The organism is Streptomyces sp. NBC_01334 (assembly GCF_035983595.1).
Classification (GTDB): Bacteria; Actinomycetota; Actinomycetes; order Streptomycetales; family Streptomycetaceae; genus Streptomyces; species Streptomyces coriariae.
Window position 1 is genome coordinate 4,329,412 of record NZ_CP130718.1, and the last position, 16,728, is coordinate 4,346,139.

Here is a 16,728-nt window from a genome sequence, read left to right on the forward strand (position 1 = left end):
TCCACGTACCAGAGCGGATCACTCACATCACACGAAGCTGGAGCAGCCCGTGACAACGGCGGACATAGCGATGCGGCGCACGGTCGGAGCCTGTGCCGTCCTGATGGTCGGCGCCCTGACCCTGACCGCCTGCGGGGGCAGCGCCAACGCCAAGGACGGGGACGCCAAGGGCGGCAAGAACAGCGTCAAGACGTCCACGGCGAAGATCGTCATCTCGGCGAAGGACGGTTCGACGAGCGCGTCGATCAACGCGACCGGCGTGAAGGTGAGCGACGGCCGGCTCACCGAGGTGAAGATGACGGTGGCCGGATCGGGGCAGGTCGTCGAGGGCTCCCTGTCGGCGGACGGCAGCACCTGGAAGCCGAAGGAGCAGCTGGAGCGCGGGACGAAGTACCAGATATCGGCGACCGCGAAGGATGCGAACGGCAAGACCGCCGCCGCCAACTCCATCTTCACCACCGTCTCTTCGGCCAACAGCTTCATAGGGACGTACACGCCGGACAACGGCACCACGGTCGGCGTCGGAATGCCGGTGTCCTTCACCTTCGACAAGAGCATCAGCGACATGAAGGCCGTGCAGTCGCACATCACGGTCACCTCCAGCAGCGGCCAGCAGGTGGTCGGGCACTGGTTCGGGGCGCAGCGGCTCGACTTCCGTCCCGAGGAGTACTGGAAGGCCGGCTCCAAGGTGACGATGAAGATCGACCTGGACGGGGTCGAGGGCGCCAACGGCGTGTTCGGGGTGCAGAAGAAGACGGTCACCTTCACCATCGGGCGGTCGCAGGTGTCCACGGTCGACGTCGACACGCAGACCATGACGGTGGTGCGGGACGGACAGACCCTGAAGTCGGTTCCGATCTCGTCGGGCAGCCCGGAGCACACCACCTACAACGGGCAGATGGTGATCTCCGAGAAGTTCACCCAGACCCGGATGAACAGCCGGACCGTGGGCCTGGGCGGCGAGTACGACATCCCGGACGTGCCGCACGCGATGCGCCTGACGCAGTCCGGCACCTTCATCCACGGCAACTACTGGTACAACAGGGGTAATCCGCCCTTCGGCCGTACCGGCACCAGCCACGGCTGCGTGGGGCTCGCGGACGCGCAGGGCGCGCAGGGCGACACGCCCGCCAAGTGGTTCTACGACAACTCGCTGATCGGCGATGTGGTGATCGTCAAGAACTCGCCCGACAAGACGGTGTCGCCGGACAACGGGCTCAACGGGTGGAACATGTCGTGGTCCGAGTGGACCGCGGGGAGCTCCTCCTGATCGTCGGAGATGCCCTCTGACCGGCGATTTCTGAGGGGCTGTCGGGCCGTGCGGGAATTTTTCGCGCGGCCTCGACGTTTTCACGGCGTACGTTTTCTCGGTTCCCGGACATGATGTCCGACCGAGGGGCTACGGTATGCACCCACAAGGTGACATGCAGCAACGCCGGGAGAAACCTTGAGCGTTCCGTACGAGACAACAGCGTACGAACCAGCCGAGTCGCCCGAGTCTCCGGAGGAGCACCTCGCGCGACTGCTCGGTCGCGCCCTGAACTCGTTCGAGCTGCCCGACGAAGCACTGCGGCGGCTCGACTGCGCACTCGCGCACGACAGCTCCCTGCACTCCGCGCACCACAGCGCGGGCCTGCACCGGGAGACGTACCGGCACACCTGGCTGCTGGCCGACGGCTGCGCGCTCACGCTGTGGGAGCTCGTGCACAACACCGCGCCGGGCAGCGAGCCGCAGCACGAGGTGTACGTCGACGAGGAGGAGCTGCGGGCCGCCACGGCCCGGCTGCCACTGCCGTCGGACACCCCGGACTTCGAACTGCCGGTGCTGGTTCAGCTGTCGCCGATCCCCGGACCCCGGCATGTGTACGTGCCGGACGACTCGGCGGACCACGCGCGCAGACTGCTGCGCCGCGCGGAGAACCCCGACCAGCCCGACGCGGACACGGCGGCGCTGCTGAAGTCGGCGTTCGCGCACCAGATCACCCAGGCCTTCGGGCGCCCCTGCCGCGCGGGCAGGATCGGACTGGGCTACTCGCTCTACGAGCACGCGTTCCTGCTGCGGGACGGCCGGGAGATCTCCCTGTGGGAGGTCGAGCACACGGCGACGCCCGACGGTCGGCACATGTGCGAGGTGTACGTGTCCGAGGCCGCGGCACGGGACGCGATGGAACGCCGGGCAGCGCAGGTCTCCTGAGCCGCCGGGCGGCGCAGGTCTCCTGAGTCGTTCAGCGGGCCCGCCCGGCCGTCGGTCAGCGGCCCCCGTCGAGCTGTCGTACGAGGCCGGCGAAGGCGTCCCGCTCGGCCGGGGTCAGTTCGACGGCCTCACGGCCGGGACCGGACTGCCGTTGGCGCGGGAGGGCGGGCAGTGCCGGCGGGGTGGGGAGCACGGTGCGGGCCTCGCTGCCTGAGCGGCTGCGCCGCAGGATGCGGGTCACGAAGATCAGCCAGGCGATGGACGCCACGGCGAGAACCGTCAGGACCGCCAGCTGAGGGAACGTTAGATGCACGGGCATACCGACCAGTAGACACCACGGTCCGGGACCTGCGTCCCGGACCGTGACGTATCTCGCATGCCGCACACATCACGCAGATCACTCAGACCGCGCGATAGGCCTGTTCGGTGCGGAGATCCATGAATCACCGCAGATGGCCACCAGTAGCCGCAACCTGCCGCAGGATGCTTCGCCCTGCGGCAGGCAACTTCGACCCGTGGCAGGAGGCCGCGGCCGGAGTCGGCCGCGGCCGTCGCAGGCTAGGCGGCCACCGGCTGCTTCGCCTCCGCCGCCGTGGCGGCCGCGGATTCCGCCGTCGTACCGGGCTCGACGGCGCCCGGGGCCGGCTTGCGCAGGCCCTTGAGGACGACGACCACGGCCGTCGTCACGCACACGCCCGCCGCGATGGCGACCAGGTACAGGAACGGGTTGCCGATCAGCGGGACCACGAAGATGCCTCCGTGCGGGGCGCGGAGCGTGGCGCCGAAGGCCATCGACAGGGCGCCGGTGACCGCGCCGCCCGCCATCGAGGCCGGGATGACGCGCAGCGGGTCGGCCGCGGCGAACGGGATCGCGCCCTCGGAGATGAAGGAGGCGCCCAGGACCCAGGCGGCCTTGCCGTTCTCGCGCTCGGTCGGGGTGAAGAGCTTCTTGCGGACGGTGGTCGCGAGCGCCATGCCCAGCGGCGGGACCATGCCCGCGGCCATCACGGCGGCCATGACCTTCATCGCGGAGTCGCTCGGGTCCTGGACGGCGATGCCCGCCGTGGCGAAGGCGTACGCGACCTTGTTGACGGGACCGCCGAGGTCGAAGCACATCATCAGGCCGAGCAGCACACCCAGCAGGACGGCGTTGGTGCCGGAGAGACCGGCCAGCCAGTCCGTCATGCCCTTCTGGGCCTCGGCGATGGGCTTGCCGATCACGACGAACATCAGGAAGCCGACGATCAGCGAGGAGATCAGCGGGATCACCACCACCGGCATGACGCCGCGCAGCACCGGCGGGATCTTGATCCGCTGGATCGCGAGGACGACGCCGCCCGCCAGCAGACCGGCGACCAGGCCGCCGAGGAAGCCGGCGGCGATGTTGGAGGCGATCATGCCGCCGACGAAGCCGGGCACGAGACCGGGCCGGTCCGCCATGCCGTACGCGATGTAGCCGGCCAGGACCGGGATGAGGAAGCCGAAGGCGACCCCGCCGATCTGGAACAGCAGGGCGCCCCAGCTGTCTACCTGGGTCCAGGAGAAGTGCTCCATGACCGAGGGCGCCTTGTTGATCTCCCAGCCGCCGATCGCGAAGCCGAGAGCGATCAGCAGACCGCCGGCGGCGACGAACGGGACCATGTAGCTGACGCCCGTCATCAGCCACTTGCGCAGCTTGGTGCCGTAGCCGTCGCCGGACTCGCCGGTCCGCTCGACCGGGGTCCCGCCCTTGGCCGACGCGCTCACCTCACCGCGCGCCGCCTTCCCGCGCACCTCGGTGATGAGTGCGGCGGGCCGGCTGATGCCCGCCTTCACACCGACGTCCACGGTGGGCTTGCCGGCGAAGCGGTCCTTGTCGCGTACGGGGACGTCGTGGGCGAAGATCACGCCGTCCGCCGCGGCGATGACGGCCGGGTCGAGCCGGGTGAAGCCGGCCGAACCCTGCGTCTCGACGACGAGTTCGACGCCTGCCTCGCGGCCCGCGTTCTCCAGGGACTCGGCCGCCATGTAGGTGTGGGCGATGCCGGTCGGGCAGGAGGTGACGGCGACGATCCGGAAGGGACGCGCGGCCTCGGCGTCCGTGTGTTCGCCGGTGGCCGTGTCGGCGTCGGCGGAGGCCGCCGCCGACGCCGACACGGAGTCTGGGGTGGTGCCCTCGGCTTCGGCGGCCGGGGCGTCGGTGGCCGAGGTCTCAGCAACCGGGGCGTCGGCGCTCGGGGCCGCGTCACCGCGGATCAGCGCCGCCGCGGCCGTCGCGTCGCCGACCGAGCGCAGCGCGTCGGTGAACTCGGCGTTCATCAGCTGCCGGGCGAGCGACGACAGGATCGTCAGATGGGCGTCGTCCGCGCCGGCGGGGGCGGCGATCAGGAAGATCAGGTCGGCGGGGCCGTCGGGGGCGCCGAAGTCGATGCCGGTGGCGCTGCGCCCGAAGGCGAGCGTCGGTTCGGTGACGTGGGCGCTGCGGCAGTGCGGGATGCCGATGCCGCCGTCGAGGCCGGTGGGCATCTGGGCCTCACGGGCGGCCACATCGGCGAGGAAGCCCTCCAGATCGGTCACCCGGCCCAGGGCGACCATGCGCTCGGCGAGGGACCGCGCCGCCGCTTCCTTTGTTTCGACGGACAGGTCGAGATCGACCAGGTCCGCGGTGATCATGTCGCTCATCGCGGGCTCCTTCGCACGCGTATCGCCCGGGGCGTGGGGTGGTGGGCGAGGGTGGGGACGGGGACGGGGGTTGCTACGGCGGTGCATTGGTTGGAGGTGAGGGGTGCGGAGGCGTGGCCGGGGAAACCCCGCCTCCGCGGGGCGGCAGGCGGGTTCGGGCCATGCCTCCCCTGATCGGCAGGGCGCCTCGGGCGGCCCCGCTGACCATGTCGAGCGGCGAGTAACGAAGAACTTCGCCGCTCGACGACCGGTTGGCCGGGTGGTCCGGGAAACGCGGGAGCCGTCGTCAGCACGAGGGACGCCGCGGCCGTCGTCGGCACGGACAGCACAGGGGTCCTTGTCAGCGCGGACACCGCGGGGCTCGTCGTCATGACACCGGCTCCTTCAGTTCACGGTCCACCGGCACCTGCGCCGTGACCGTCACCGCCGCCGGGTCCAGGTCGTCCGGGGTCGGCATCACGCTGCCGGGCAGCTGGACGGCCGCGGCTCCGTGGGCGACGGCGGAGGCGAGCGCCGCGGGGCCGCTGCCGCCGGCGACGAGAAAGCCGGCGAGGGAGGAGTCGCCCGCACCCACGTTGCTGCGTACGACGTCGACGCGGGCGCTCGCGAACCAGGTACCCGTGTCCTCCACGAGCAGTTGTCCGTCGGCGCCCAGGCTCGCGAGCACGGCACGGGCGCCCATGCCGCGCAGTTCCTCGGCCGCCTTCACCGCGTCGCCGACGGTGGCCAGGGGGCGCCCGACGGCCTCCGCGAGCTCCTCGGCGTTCGGCTTCACCACGTCGGGCCGCTCCCGCAGCGCCTCCAGGAGCGCACGCCCGGAGGTGTCCAGGGCGATGCGCGCTCCCCCGGCGTGCGCGCGGGCGACCACCTCGGCGTACCAGGAGGGCGCGAGCCCGCGGGGCAGGCTGCCGCAGCAGGCGATCCAGTCGGCATCGCGGGACTGCTCGCGGACCGTCTCCAGGAGCAGTTCCTGCTCCTCCGGGGACAGCTCGGGCCCGGGTGCGTTGATCTTCGTCAGGACGCCGTCGGACTCCGCGAGCGCGATGTTCGAGCGGGTTGCTCCGGTGACCGGGACCGGCGCGACCTCGATGCCCTGCGCGTCGAGCAGGTCGGCGACGAGCGCGCCCGGCGCACCACCCAGGGGCAGGACGGCGACCGTGCGCCGTCCGGCTGCCGCGACGGCGCGCGAGACGTTCACGCCCTTGCCGCCCGGGTCCATCCGCTCGCCGGTGGCACGGATGACGTCGCCGCGGTCGAGGGACGGGACCTCGTAGGTGCGGTCCAGGGACGGGTTGGGGGTGACGGTGAGGATCATGCGCGTACTACTTCCGTGCCGCCGCGCTCGATGGCGGCCGCGTCGTCGGGGCTCAGCCCGCTGTCGGTGATCAGCAGGTCCACGTCGCTCAGGTCGCCGAAGCGGGCGAAGTGCTCCTGGCCGTGCTTGGCGGAGTCGGCGAGCAGCACCACGCGGCGCGCGGCGGCGACGGCCGCCCGCTTCACCGCGGCCTCGGCGAGGTCGGGGGTGGTCAGGCCGTGCTCGGCGGAGAACCCGTTGGCGGCGACGAACAGGACGTCGGCGCGGATCTCGCCGTACGCCCGCAGCGCCCACGCGTCCACGGCGGCGCGCGTACGGTGCCGTACGCGCCCTCCGACGAGGTGCAGCTGCATGCCCGGGTGGTCCGCGAGGCGGGCCGCGATGGGCAGGCTGTGCGTGACGACGGTGAGTTCGGCCTCGAGCGGGAGGGCCGCGGCCAGGCGGGCGACCGTGGTGCCGGCGTCGAGGATCATCGTGCCCTCGGTGGGCAGTTCCGTGAGGGCCGCCTTGGCGATGCGGTCCTTCTCGTCGGCGGAGGTGCCTTCGCGTTCGGCGAGGTCCGGTTCGAAGTCGAGGCGTCCGGCCGGTATGGCACCGCCGTGCACGCGGCGCACCAGACCGGCCCGGTCGAGGGCCTTCAGATCGCGGCGGATCGTCTCCGCCGTGACCTGGAACTCCTCGGCCAGCGACAGGACGTCCACCCGGCCGCCGTCACGGGCGAGCCGCAGGATCTCCTGCTGCCGCTCCGGTGCGTACATGTCCGTTCTCCTCCGACCGTTACCAGCTTTATGCCCGAACTTGTGGTTTCGCCACGGAGGCTACGCCCGGATTTCCGGAAAGTAAACAGGTTCGGACGCGATTCGGGCATGAACGGACTTCCGGCCCGGGCAGGGCAGGGCAGGGCAGGAACGGATTGCCGTCCCGGACAGGAACGGACTTCCGCTTCCACCCCCGCGCCAGGACATCTGCGGGCCCGTCACCACTCCCGCGTCAGTGCACGCGCGGAGGCCCGTCACCACTCCTGCGCCAGGACACGCGTGAGGGGCCCGTCACCACTCGGGTGACGGGCCCCTCACGCGGGAACGTCCGCTCAGGCAACGAGCTCGCGCTCCCGGCCCCCGGAGGGGGCCGCCTCCGGGGCGTCCTCGGCGCCGCCCTCCAGGTGCTGGGCCGGCCGCTTCGGCAGGGCGAACATCAGCAGGAAGATCGCGAACATCACGAGGGCCACCCAGCCGAGGGCGTGCTCGAAGGCGTTCACGAAGGCGGCGCCGACCTCGGCCGGGGCCAGCCGGTCGCCGATCCGGCCGAAGAAGACGACGGCGACCAGACCGAGCCCGAGCGCGTTGCCCATCTGCTGGACGGTGTTGATCAGCCCGGACGCCGAACCTGCGTGCTCGCGCGGCACGTCCGACAGCACCGCGTCCGTCAGCGGGGCGACGATCAGCCCCATGCCGACGCCCATCACGACCAGCGGAAGCGCCATCTGCCACGGGGCGATGCCGAGGTCGTACCGCTCGGACTCCCAGATGTAGAGGAGTACGCCGATGGCCATGGTCAGGGCGCCCGTCTGCAGCACCTTGCGCCCGAAGCGCGGAACCAGCTTCTGCACGGACAGCCCGGCGGCCGTCGAGACGGCGAGCGAGAACGGAACCCCGGTCAGACCCGCCCGCAGCGGGCTCCAGCCCAGGCCGGTCTGCATGTACAGCGTCCAGACCAGGAAGAACACGCCGAGACCGATGCCGAAGACGGTCTGCACGGCGACGCCCGCCGCGAAGCTGCGCACCCGGAAGAGGGAGAGCTCGATCAGCGGCGAACCGTCCCGCGCGCCCTTGCGTCGCTCGTACGCGACCAGCGCCCCGAAGACACCGATCGAGCCGGCCATCGACACGTACCCCCACACCGGCCAGTCCAGCTCGCGGCCGCGGGTGAGCGGGTAGAGCAGCATGAGCAGGCCGAGGGTGACCAGGACGACGCCGACGAGGTCCAGTTTCAGCGCCTTCGGCGCCTTGGACTCCGTGATGAAGCGGCTGCCGAGGATCAGTCCCGCGATGCCGACCGGCAGGTTGATGAGGAAGATCGGCCGCCACTCCAGGCCGAACAGGTTCCACTCCGTCAGCAGCGCGCCGAGCAGCGGCCCGGAGACGGCGCCCAGCCCGACGATGGCGCCGAAGAGCCCGAAGACCTTCCCCCGCTCGTGCGCCGGGAAGGTGGCGTGCACGATCGACAGCACCTGCGGCACCATCATCGCCGCCATGGCTCCCTGCAGGATGCGCGAGGCGACCAGCATCTCCGGGTTCGCGGCGAACCCGCACAGCGCGGAGGCGAGGGTGAAGCCGCCGATGCCGAGGAGGAACAGCCGCTTGCGGCCGTGGATGTCACCGAGCCGGCCGCCGGTGATGAGCCCGGCGGCGAAGGCGAGCGCGTAGCCGGCGGTGATCCACTGGATCTGGCTCCAGGAGGCGCCCGCGTCCTGTCGGATGGAGGGGATGGCGATGTTGACGATCGTGACGTCGACGAGGTCCATGAAGGCCGCGGTCATCACGATGGCGAGCGCGAGCCAGCGACGTCGGTCACCCGTCGCCGCCTGGGCCGGTCGAGGGTCGGGCGAGGACTCGGGCGAGGTCTCGAGGGAGGTCTCCGTGGAGGTCATGGTGTGACAGTAGGACCGCAATAGGTCAGATCGTGTCCTAGTTCTACGGCATCCTCGGATGCATGACGACGGACACTCCGGCTCGGCTGCTCCAGCTCCTCTCACTCCTCCAGACGCCCCGTGAATGGCCCGGCGGCGAGCTCGCCGACCGGCTCGGGGTCTCCCGCCGCACGGTCCGACGGGACATCGACCGGCTGCGTGAGCTGGGATATCCGGTGCAGGCGACCCTGGGCTCGGACGGTGGATACCGGCTGGTCGCGGGCAAGGCGATGCCGCCGCTGGTGCTCGACGACGAGGAGGCGGTGGCGATCGCCGTCGGGCTGCGGGCGGGGGCGGGTCACGCGCTGGAGGGCGTCGACGAGGCGTCCGTACGGGCCCTGGCCAAACTGGAGCAGGTGCTGCCGGCCCGGCTGCGCCACCGTGTCTCCACCCTCCAGGCCGCGACCACACCGCTGACCAGCGGGGACGGCGCGAGCATCGCACCCGAGACACTGACCGTCATCGCCTCGACGGTGGCCGGGCAGGAACGGCTGCGGTTCGCCTACCGCACGAAGGACGGCACGGAGTCGCGCCGTCTGACCGAGCCCTACCGGCTCGTGTCCACGGGCCGGCGGTGGTACCTCGTGGCGTACGACCTCGACCGCGACGACTGGCGGACCTTCCGGGTGGACCGGGTCGAGGACCCGTTCGCGACCGGGGCCCGCTTCACTCCGCGCGAGCTGCCGACCGGAAGCGCGGCGGAATACCTCCGTCGGTCCATCCAACTCCGCCCGGACGCCTACGAGTACGAGCTCGACGTCACGTTCGAGGCACCGACGGAGTTCGTGACGACACGCCTGCCGACGTGGCTGGGAACGCCGGTCGCGAACCCTGGGGCCGCGGGCACCGACGGCGGGAGCGGATGCCGCCTGCGGGGGACGACCAACCACCCGGTCGAGTGGGTGGCGATGCGACTGGCGACCCTGGGCTGCGAGTTCTCGGTCCAGGGTCCGCCGGAACTGGTGCAGTGCGTACGGGAGTTGGGCGGACGGTTGAGCCGATCGGCGGGCGCGAAGGGCGTCACGGCCGCCGCAGGCACGGCGGGCGCGGGTTAGGGCTCCTCCGCCGGGCTCTCTTCCCACGCGAATCCGCGCAGCGCCCGCAGATTGCGCAACGCCAGCTCTGCCGGGCCCTGCCGGCCGGTGGGAGGGGAGTCGGTCACCGCCCAGCTTTCCACCGCCACCCGAACCGCGGCCCCGGCCACCGCCGCGGTGAAGCGCTGATAGGGCGAGGCAACGTTGTCGGGAGCGGGAGCGGGAGCGGGAGCGGGCGTGGGGTTGGGTGTGGCCGCGGGCGCGGGTGCGGGGGCTGCGGCAGGAGTGGGAGCCGAGGACGACTTCGGGGCGGAAGTGGCGACGCCGGCGGCGTCGGAAGCGGCGTCGGAGGGGAACGCGGAAAGGGCCTCGGAAGTACTCGTGGAAGTGCTCTCGGAAGCCGGTGTACGGGACGTCGCCGCCGTCCGCTCCGCCAGTACCTGCGCGAGCGTCGCCTCCGAGGTGTGGCAGACCTCCGCCCAGACCTTGCCCAGGGCGGGGCTGGTTCCGGCCAGTCGGATCAGGGTGCGGACCCATTCCCAGGACGCCGCCGACACTCCGCGGCCGGGGACGAGGGTGTACCGCACCGCGTGCTCCAGGGCCTCCGGCACGGTCAGTTCGGCCGGGGCCTCGCGTACCGCCTCCGCCCAGCGCTGCGCGCCCGCCGCGTAGAGCGGGGCGACGGCCTCCTCCTTGGTCGCGAAGTACCGGTAGAAGGTGCGCGGGGCGATGCCCGCGGCCAGGGCGATGTCCTCGGCACGGGTGGCCTTCAGGCCCCGGCTGACGAAGAGGCCTGCCGCCGCACGGGCGATCTCCATACGGGTCGCCGCTTTGCGCCGCTCGGTCAGCGAAGCCGAAGCGGGATGGGAGGTGGAGCTGATCACGTCGGCAGGCTATGCCCATGTGGCACAATCTGCCATTCGGGCGGGCCACCCCGTGGTTCAGGTACGGGGTGCCCCGCCCTCTCAGCATGTCGGTTCCCCGTGTCATATGCCCGGTGGGGCGTGTGCGCCCGCAACGCCGGCCCGGACAGGAAGTCGGACGGCCCGGGTACGAAGAGGAGCCGGGCCCCGGCGCCTGGGGGGAGAGGCACCGAAGCCCGGCTCGGGGAAAGTCCCGGCGCCGGGGGGATGTGCGTCGGGACTTGGCTCATGTGCGGCGGAGATCTCGGGAAGGGCTGCGAGGTCCGGTCGGCCCGAACTCCTGTGCCGACTCGGACTCCCGTGCCCAGAAGTCTTGTTCCCGCGCTTCTCGCCATTGAAGCGGCGTTCCTCCGCCATGTTTGCGCGGCTCTCCACCACCCGGCGCACGCGGGCGGGAACCCGGCACCACCAGGCGCCTCAAGCCCATTCGCCGCAACTCCGGGCCGTAAAGCAGGCGCCCGTTCGGCCGCGAGCCTCGCGGCGACACCGACTCGGCCCCCGCACCAACACGGCGAAAGCGCCGGCTTCAGCCGCCAGGCACTGCACGCGCTCCAGGCACTCGATGCGCTCGGCGTACTCGATGCACTCGGCGCACGTCATTCGAATGACTCACGCGCCGCGCCCCTCGTCGTCCGACCCCCGGCCCCCGACGGGGTGTTGGCCCGATGCCCACCACCCCGCCGACGCCCCACCACGCAGCTGACGGCCGGTCACCGGCACCCACGGCACCCCGCCCTTCGACGATCGCCGGGCCAAGGACCCGCGCCGCCCGACGGAGCGTCACGCTCCGGTCGGTCGACGGAGGTTCCAGCGCCTTACGCCGCCGCCTCGAAGCCCGTGTCGCGAGCCAGCTTCTTCAGTTCCAGCAGGGCGTGCTTCTCGATCTGACGGATGCGTTCCCTCGTCAGACCGTGTTCCTTGCCGACCTCGGTCAGAGTGCGCTCACGGCCGTCGTCGATGCCGTACCGCATCTTGATGATGGAAGCCGTGCGCGGCTCGAGACGGTCGATCAGGCCGTCCAGCTCCTCGCTGCGCAGCAGGGTCATGACGGACTGCTCCGGCGAGACCGCGGACGTGTCCTCCAGCAGGTCGCCGAACTGGGTCTCACCCTGGTCGTCGACCGCCATGTTCAACGAGACCGGGTCGCGGGCCCAGTCCAGGACGTCCGTGACACGCTCCGGCGTCGAACCGAGCTCGGTCGCGATCTCGGCGGGCTCGGGGTCACGGCCGTTCTCGCGGTTGAACTCGCGCTGGACACGACGGATCCGGCCGAGCTCCTCCACCAGGTGGACGGGCAGGCGGATCGTGCGCGACTGGTCCGCTATCGAGCGGGTGATGGCCTGACGGATCCACCAGGTCGCGTACGTCGAGAACTTGAAGCCCTTGCGGTAGTCGAACTTCTCGACCGCGCGGACCAGACCGGCGTTGCCCTCCTGGATGAGGTCGAGGAGCGGGAGACCGCTGCGGGGGTAGCGGCGGGCCACCGCGACGACCAGCCGGAGGTTGGAGCGGATGAAGACATCCTTGGCCCGCTCGCTCTCGGCCACCAGGGTCTCGAGTTCTTCGCGCGTGGCGACGGACCTGGACTCCTCGTCGCCGTCGAGGACCTGCTGCGCGAAGACACCCGCCTCGATGATCTGTGACAACTCGACTTCCTTGGCGGCGTCGAGCAGAGGTGTGCGCGCGATTTCGTCGAGGTACATGCCGACCAGGTCGCGGTCGGCGATCTCGCCGCCATGGGCGCGAACACTGCGGGCCGCGTCGGTCGTCTCGCCGTTGGCGGACTTGCGACGGGCGACGGCACGGGTTGCCATGCGTGCTCCCTTGCGATGGAGGTTCAGCGGGTGGCCCTTCAGACACCAGGCGCTCTCGGACTCGGACTCTCCTCGGGTGCCCTGCATCTGATGGAAACAACGACTGGAATCAGGACAGAATTCCCAACCCGCACCCCGATTTTTATGATCTTGCAGTACCCTGTCCGACCACGCGAGGAGAAGCGATGTTGTCGGAACGTACAGAGGTGCAGGTCAGGCCGGGAGTCGAGGGTGACCTCGAAGCCCTCACGAGCCTCTACAACCACTATGTACGTGAGACGCCCATCACATTCGACACCGTGGCGTTCACTCCGGAAGAGCGACGTCCTTGGCTGCTCTCCCACCCTGAAGACGGGCCGCACCGCCTGATGGTTGCCACGAAAGCGGACTCACAGGGCACCCAGGGGATCTCACAGGAAATCCTGGGTTACGCCACATCCAGCGCTTACCGGCCGAAGGCGGCCTACTCCACCTCCGTGGAGGTGACGGTCTACGTCGCTCCGCACGCCGGCGGGCGCGGCATCGGCACGCTCCTCTACAAGGCGCTCTTCGACGCGCTGGCCGGCGAGGACCTGCACCGCGCCTACGCGGGCATCGCCCAACCGAACGAAGCGTCCGCGCGGCTGCACGAACGCTTCGGTTTCCGGCACGTCGGCACGTACCGCGAGGTGGGCCGCAAGTTCGACCGCTACTGGGACGTGGCCTGGTACGAGAAGGAGCTCTGACCCCGGAGGGAGTCTGGCCCCGGAGGGAGTCTGGCCCCGGACGGAGCGCCGACCACAGAGGGAATCCCGGCCCCGGACGGAGCCCCGACCCCAGACGGGACGGAGCCCTGGGGCCCGGCAGGAGCGTCAGCCGAACTGCACGGAGCGCTTCGCCATCCCCATCCAGAACCCGTCGATCACGGACTTCTGCGCGTCCAGCTCGCCGGACATCTCCGCCGCGCCCATGGTCACGAAGAGCGGGGCGAAGTGCTCGGTGCGCGGGTGAGCGTACCGGCCGGCCGGGGCCTTGTGGAGGAAGTCCAGCAGGCCGTCCCAGTCGCGGGTCTCCAGCGCGCGCCGGCCCCAGTCGTCGAACTCCGAGGACCAGGTCGGCACTCCCCCGCCGGTGTGCCGCAGCGCGGCCAGGTTGTGGGTGAAGAAGCCGGAGCCGACGATCAGGACGCCCTCGTCGCGCAGCGGCGCGAGCTTTCGGCCGATCTCCATCAGCTTCACGGGGTCGAGGGTCGGCATGGAGATCTGGAGGACCGGGATGTCCGCGGCCGGGAACATCTCGACGAGCGGCACGTAGGCGCCGTGGTCGAGGCCGCGGTCGGGGATGTCCTGTACGGGGACACCAGGGGCGCGCAGCAGCTTCCGTACGCTCTCGGCGAGCTCGGGTGCGCCGGGGGCGCCGTACTTCACCTGGTAGTAGTGCTCGGGGAAGCCCCAGAAGTCGTAGACCAGGGGGACCGGGTCGACGGCACCGAGGGCGAGGGGGGCCTCCTCCCAGTGGGCGGAGACCATCAGGATCGCCTTGGGGCGGGGCAGGTCGGCGGACCAGGCGGCGAGTTCGCCGGGCCAGATCGGGTCGTCCGCGAGGGGCGGGGCGCCATGGCTGAGGTAGAGCGCGGGCATGCGCTCCTGGGGGAGGGCACGCTCCTGAGGTGCGGCGGACATGGCGACTGCTCCTTCCGGGACCTCGGCCCCTGACTTCGGACACATCCGGCTTCGAACACATCCGACTTCGGACACTTCTGGCACCGAACGCTTCCGGTTCCGGACACCCCTGACTCCGAGTGCCCGGCGACGGGCGTTTCGCGACGCTTGATTGAAATCTAAAACGTCAACATCGCTCAGCATATTCCCGATTGGTTTAAATTTCAAGGAGAAGACGTTTACAGTGGAGTACATGACGAAGGCACCCGCATCCGCTGACGAGCCCCGGTGGCTCACCGCCGAGGAGCAGCTCATCTGGCGCTCCTACGTGCACGCCACGACCCTGCTCGAAGATCACATGGATCGCCAGCTCCAGCGTGAAGCGGGTATGCCGCACATCTACTACGGCCTCCTCGTCAAGCTCGCCGAGTCCACCCACCGGCGCCTGCGGATGACCGAGCTGGCCAAGTACGCGAAGATCACCCGCTCCCGTCTCTCCCACGCCATCGCCCGGCTGGAGAAGAACGGCTGGGTGCGCCGCGAGGAGTGCGACTCCGACAAGCGCGGCCAGTTCGCCGTACTGACCGACCAGGGCCTGGACGTGCTGAAGCGCGCCGCGCCGGGCCATGTCGCCGTCGTACGCCATGCGGTGTTCGACCGGCTCACCCCCGAACAGCAGAAGTCCCTCGGCGAGATCATGCAGATCGTCGCCGAGGGACTTCAGCCCGATGAAGCGGGTGCGGACCTGCCCTGGCTCCGCTAGTCGTCCAGCCGGGTCAGTGGACCATCACCGGCACCGCCGCGTCCTCGCCGTCCTCCGCGCCCGAGCCCGCGACCGCGCCCATGTCCGGCTTGCCGGCGTTGACGAGCGTGAAGGCGATGGCCGCGGCGGCGACCAGGATGCCGACGGCGAACCAGATGGCGCTGGTGTAGCCGTGCACCATGCCCTCCAGCTGCACCAGCTGCTGCTGGGGCTTGGAGGTGGCGCCGGCGACGTGGTCCTTGATGTACGAGGTCGTCGCGGACGCCGCGATGGTGTTCAGCAGGGCGGTGCCGATCGCGCCGCCCACCTGCTGCGAGGTGTTGACCATCGCGGAGGCGACACCGGCGTCACGCGGCTCGATGCCGTACGTGGCCAGGGACATGGCCGGCATGAACGCCGTACCCATACCGAGGCCGAGCAGCAGCATCGCCGGCATCAGCACCGTCGCGTACGAGGTGTCGACCTCCATCTGGGTCAGCAGCAGCATGCCGAGGGCGGCGACCAGGAAGCCGGGGCCCATCAGCAGACGCGGGGCGACCCGGGTCATCAGACGGGTGCCGATCTGGGTGGAACCGGTGATCATGCCCGCGATCATCGGAAGGAAGGCGAAACCGGTCTTGACCGGCGTGTAACCCTTCACGATCTGCAGGTAGTAGGTCAGGAAGAGGAACAGACCGAACATCGAGATGATCGCGAGGCCGAGGGAGAGGTAGATCCCGCCGCGGTTGCGCTCGGTGATCACGCGCAGCGGCAGCAGCGGGGCCTTGACCTTCGACTCGACGATCACGAAGGCGGCCAACAGCACGGCGGACGCGACGAACATGCCGATCGTCACGGAGTCGCTCCAGCCCTCGGACTCGGCTCGGGTGAAGCCGTAGACCAGGGAGACCAGGCCGAGCGTGGACAGGATGACGCCCGGGATGTCGAGAGCGGAGCGGTTGCGGCCGCCCTCGGGCTCACGGATGACGAAGTAGGCGCCGGCCGCGGCGACGATCGCGAACGGGATGTTCACGAAGAACGTCCAGCGCCAGTCCAGGTACTCGGTGAGGAAGCCACCGAGGATGAGGCCGACGGCGCCGCCACCACCGGCGATCGCGCCGTAGATGCCGAAGGCCTTGGCGCGCTCCTTGGCGTCCGTGAACATCACGGCGAGCAGGGAGAGCGCGGCGGGCGCGAGCAGGGCGCCGAAAGCACCCTGCAGGGCGCGGGCACCGAACATCATCGCCTCGTTGGCGGCGGCGCCACCGAGCGCGGAGGCCGCGGCGAAGCCGCCCAGGCCGACGACGAAGGCGCGCTTGCGGCCCCACAGGTCGGCTATGCGGCCGCCGAAGAGCAGCAGACCGCCGAAGGCGAGGGCATAGGCGGTGACGATCCACTGCCGGTTGCCGTCGGAGATGCCCAGGTCCTGCTGGGCGGAGGGCATCGCGATGTTCACGATGGTGGCGTCGAGGACGACCATCAGCTGGGCGAGGGCGATGAACGCCAGCGCCTTCCAGCGATTGGCGTCCGGGCCACCCGTCTTACCGGGGGCCTTCAGGGCTGTTTCAGACATGGGAATACCCGCTTCGGGACTTCGTGACGGAAAAGAAGTGAGGTAAGGGGCGGCTCGTCGGCACTGACGGGCCGTTGCTCTGTGGCGTGATGCTCGATGGCGTGATGCTTGTGAGGTTCAGCGACCGTCATCGAAGGTCACCG

At 70.4% G+C, this 16,728-nt stretch carries 14 protein-coding genes; 5 read left to right on the forward strand and 9 right to left on the reverse strand.

The features are described 5' to 3' along the window. Positions 1-49: 49 nt before the first annotated feature. Together OG736_RS19285 and OG736_RS19290 are read left to right on the forward strand one after the other, a co-directional pair. Positions 50-1,270 (forward strand): L,D-transpeptidase, encoded by a 1,221-nt coding sequence (locus tag OG736_RS19285; RefSeq protein WP_327183550.1) that lies wholly within the window; start codon positions 50-52, stop codon positions 1,268-1,270. Positions 1,271-1,447: 177 nt separating this feature from the next. Beyond that, the gene (locus OG736_RS19290; protein WP_327183551.1) at positions 1,448-2,194 is read left to right on the forward strand and encodes a DUF6227 family protein; all 747 of its coding nucleotides are present in this window, start codon (positions 1,448-1,450) and stop codon (positions 2,192-2,194) included. 55 nt (positions 2,195-2,249) lie between these two features. On the opposite strand, the gene OG736_RS19295 is transcribed toward OG736_RS19290, so the two are convergent. The 5 genes from OG736_RS19295 to OG736_RS19315 form a co-directional block, all read right to left on the reverse strand. Next, the gene (locus OG736_RS19295; RefSeq protein WP_327183552.1) at positions 2,250-2,513 is read right to left on the reverse strand and encodes a hypothetical protein; all 264 of its coding nucleotides are present in this window, start codon (positions 2,511-2,513) and stop codon (positions 2,250-2,252) included. A 239-nt stretch (positions 2,514-2,752) separates the two neighbouring features. Next, complete coding sequence (locus tag OG736_RS19300) at positions 2,753-4,855, reverse strand: PTS fructose transporter subunit IIABC (RefSeq protein ID WP_327183553.1); 2,103 nt, start codon at positions 4,853-4,855, stop codon at positions 2,753-2,755. Between the two features lie 367 nt (positions 4,856-5,222). After that, positions 5,223-6,170, reverse strand: coding sequence for a 1-phosphofructokinase (pfkB, locus tag OG736_RS19305; protein WP_327183554.1), 948 nt, complete (start codon positions 6,168-6,170; stop codon positions 5,223-5,225). Continuing rightward, positions 6,167-6,928: a DeoR/GlpR family DNA-binding transcription regulator gene (locus OG736_RS19310; protein ID WP_020131916.1), complete on the reverse strand. Its 762-nt coding sequence runs from the start codon at positions 6,926-6,928 to the stop codon at positions 6,167-6,169. The genes pfkB and OG736_RS19310 overlap by 4 nt, the downstream gene beginning before the upstream one ends. A 332-nt stretch (positions 6,929-7,260) precedes the next feature. Next, positions 7,261-8,820, reverse strand: coding sequence for an MFS transporter (locus tag OG736_RS19315; RefSeq protein ID WP_327183555.1), 1,560 nt, complete (start codon positions 8,818-8,820; stop codon positions 7,261-7,263). Positions 8,821-8,882: 62 nt separating this feature from the next. Between OG736_RS19315 and OG736_RS19320 the strand changes: the two genes are divergently transcribed. Next, positions 8,883-9,914, forward strand: a complete 1,032-nt coding sequence (locus OG736_RS19320; RefSeq protein ID WP_327183556.1) for a helix-turn-helix transcriptional regulator — start codon at positions 8,883-8,885, stop codon at positions 9,912-9,914. Here the strand turns inward: OG736_RS19320 and OG736_RS19325 are convergent. Beyond that, on the reverse strand, positions 9,911-10,711 hold the full coding sequence (locus OG736_RS19325) for a TetR/AcrR family transcriptional regulator (protein WP_327187648.1): 801 nt from the start codon (positions 10,709-10,711) through the stop codon (positions 9,911-9,913). The genes OG736_RS19320 and OG736_RS19325 overlap by 4 nt on opposite strands. Before the next feature lie 920 nt (positions 10,712-11,631). Continuing rightward, positions 11,632-12,630 (reverse strand): sigma-70 family RNA polymerase sigma factor, encoded by a 999-nt coding sequence (locus OG736_RS19330; protein ID WP_054244055.1) that lies wholly within the window; start codon positions 12,628-12,630, stop codon positions 11,632-11,634. Positions 12,631-12,815: 185 nt separating this feature from the next. On the opposite strand from OG736_RS19330, the gene OG736_RS19335 reads away from it, so the two are divergent. Then, complete coding sequence (locus tag OG736_RS19335) at positions 12,816-13,355, forward strand: GNAT family N-acetyltransferase (protein WP_327183557.1); 540 nt, start codon at positions 12,816-12,818, stop codon at positions 13,353-13,355. A 126-nt stretch (positions 13,356-13,481) separates the two neighbouring features. On the opposite strand, the gene OG736_RS19340 is transcribed toward OG736_RS19335, so the two are convergent. Next, on the reverse strand, positions 13,482-14,291 hold the full coding sequence (locus OG736_RS19340; RefSeq protein WP_314222220.1) for a dioxygenase family protein: 810 nt from the start codon (positions 14,289-14,291) through the stop codon (positions 13,482-13,484). A 232-nt stretch (positions 14,292-14,523) separates the two neighbouring features. Here OG736_RS19340 and OG736_RS19345 point away from each other — a divergent pair, with 232 nt between their 5' ends. Further along, the gene (locus OG736_RS19345; protein ID WP_327183558.1) at positions 14,524-15,033 is read left to right on the forward strand and encodes a MarR family winged helix-turn-helix transcriptional regulator; all 510 of its coding nucleotides are present in this window, start codon (positions 14,524-14,526) and stop codon (positions 15,031-15,033) included. Positions 15,034-15,046: 13 nt separating this feature from the next. Here the strand turns inward: OG736_RS19345 and OG736_RS19350 are convergent, their stop codons facing one another. Continuing rightward, complete coding sequence (locus tag OG736_RS19350) at positions 15,047-16,585, reverse strand: MFS transporter (RefSeq protein WP_327183559.1); 1,539 nt, start codon at positions 16,583-16,585, stop codon at positions 15,047-15,049. Positions 16,586-16,728: the final 143 nt, after the last annotated feature.

What these genes read in the sequence shown, in the direction of transcription:
- OG736_RS19295 (WP_327183552.1), bottom strand. Translation starts at nt 2,513, where the DNA reads ATGCCCGTGCATCTAACGTTCCCTCAGCTGGCGGTCCTGACGGTTCTC.
- OG736_RS19300 (WP_327183553.1), bottom strand. Translation starts at nt 4,855, where the DNA reads ATGAGCGACATGATCACCGCGGACCTGGTCGATCTCGACCTGTCCGTC.
- pfkB (WP_327183554.1), bottom strand. Translation starts at nt 6,170, where the DNA reads ATGATCCTCACCGTCACCCCCAACCCGTCCCTGGACCGCACCTACGAG.
- OG736_RS19310 (WP_020131916.1), bottom strand. Translation starts at nt 6,928, where the DNA reads ATGTACGCACCGGAGCGGCAGCAGGAGATCCTGCGGCTCGCCCGTGAC.
- OG736_RS19315 (WP_327183555.1), bottom strand. Translation starts at nt 8,820, where the DNA reads ATGACCTCCACGGAGACCTCCCTCGAGACCTCGCCCGAGTCCTCGCCC.
- OG736_RS19320 (WP_327183556.1), top strand. Translation starts at nt 8,883, where the DNA reads ATGACGACGGACACTCCGGCTCGGCTGCTCCAGCTCCTCTCACTCCTC.
- OG736_RS19325 (WP_327187648.1), bottom strand. Translation starts at nt 10,711, where the DNA reads ATGGAGATCGCCCGTGCGGCGGCAGGCCTCTTCGTCAGCCGGGGCCTG.
- OG736_RS19330 (WP_054244055.1), bottom strand. Translation starts at nt 12,630, where the DNA reads ATGGCAACCCGTGCCGTCGCCCGTCGCAAGTCCGCCAACGGCGAGACG.
- OG736_RS19335 (WP_327183557.1), top strand. Translation starts at nt 12,816, where the DNA reads ATGTTGTCGGAACGTACAGAGGTGCAGGTCAGGCCGGGAGTCGAGGGT.
- OG736_RS19340 (WP_314222220.1), bottom strand. Translation starts at nt 14,291, where the DNA reads ATGTCCGCCGCACCTCAGGAGCGTGCCCTCCCCCAGGAGCGCATGCCC.
- OG736_RS19345 (WP_327183558.1), top strand. Translation starts at nt 14,524, where the DNA reads ATGACGAAGGCACCCGCATCCGCTGACGAGCCCCGGTGGCTCACCGCC.
- OG736_RS19350 (WP_327183559.1), bottom strand. Translation starts at nt 16,585, where the DNA reads ATGTCTGAAACAGCCCTGAAGGCCCCCGGTAAGACGGGTGGCCCGGAC.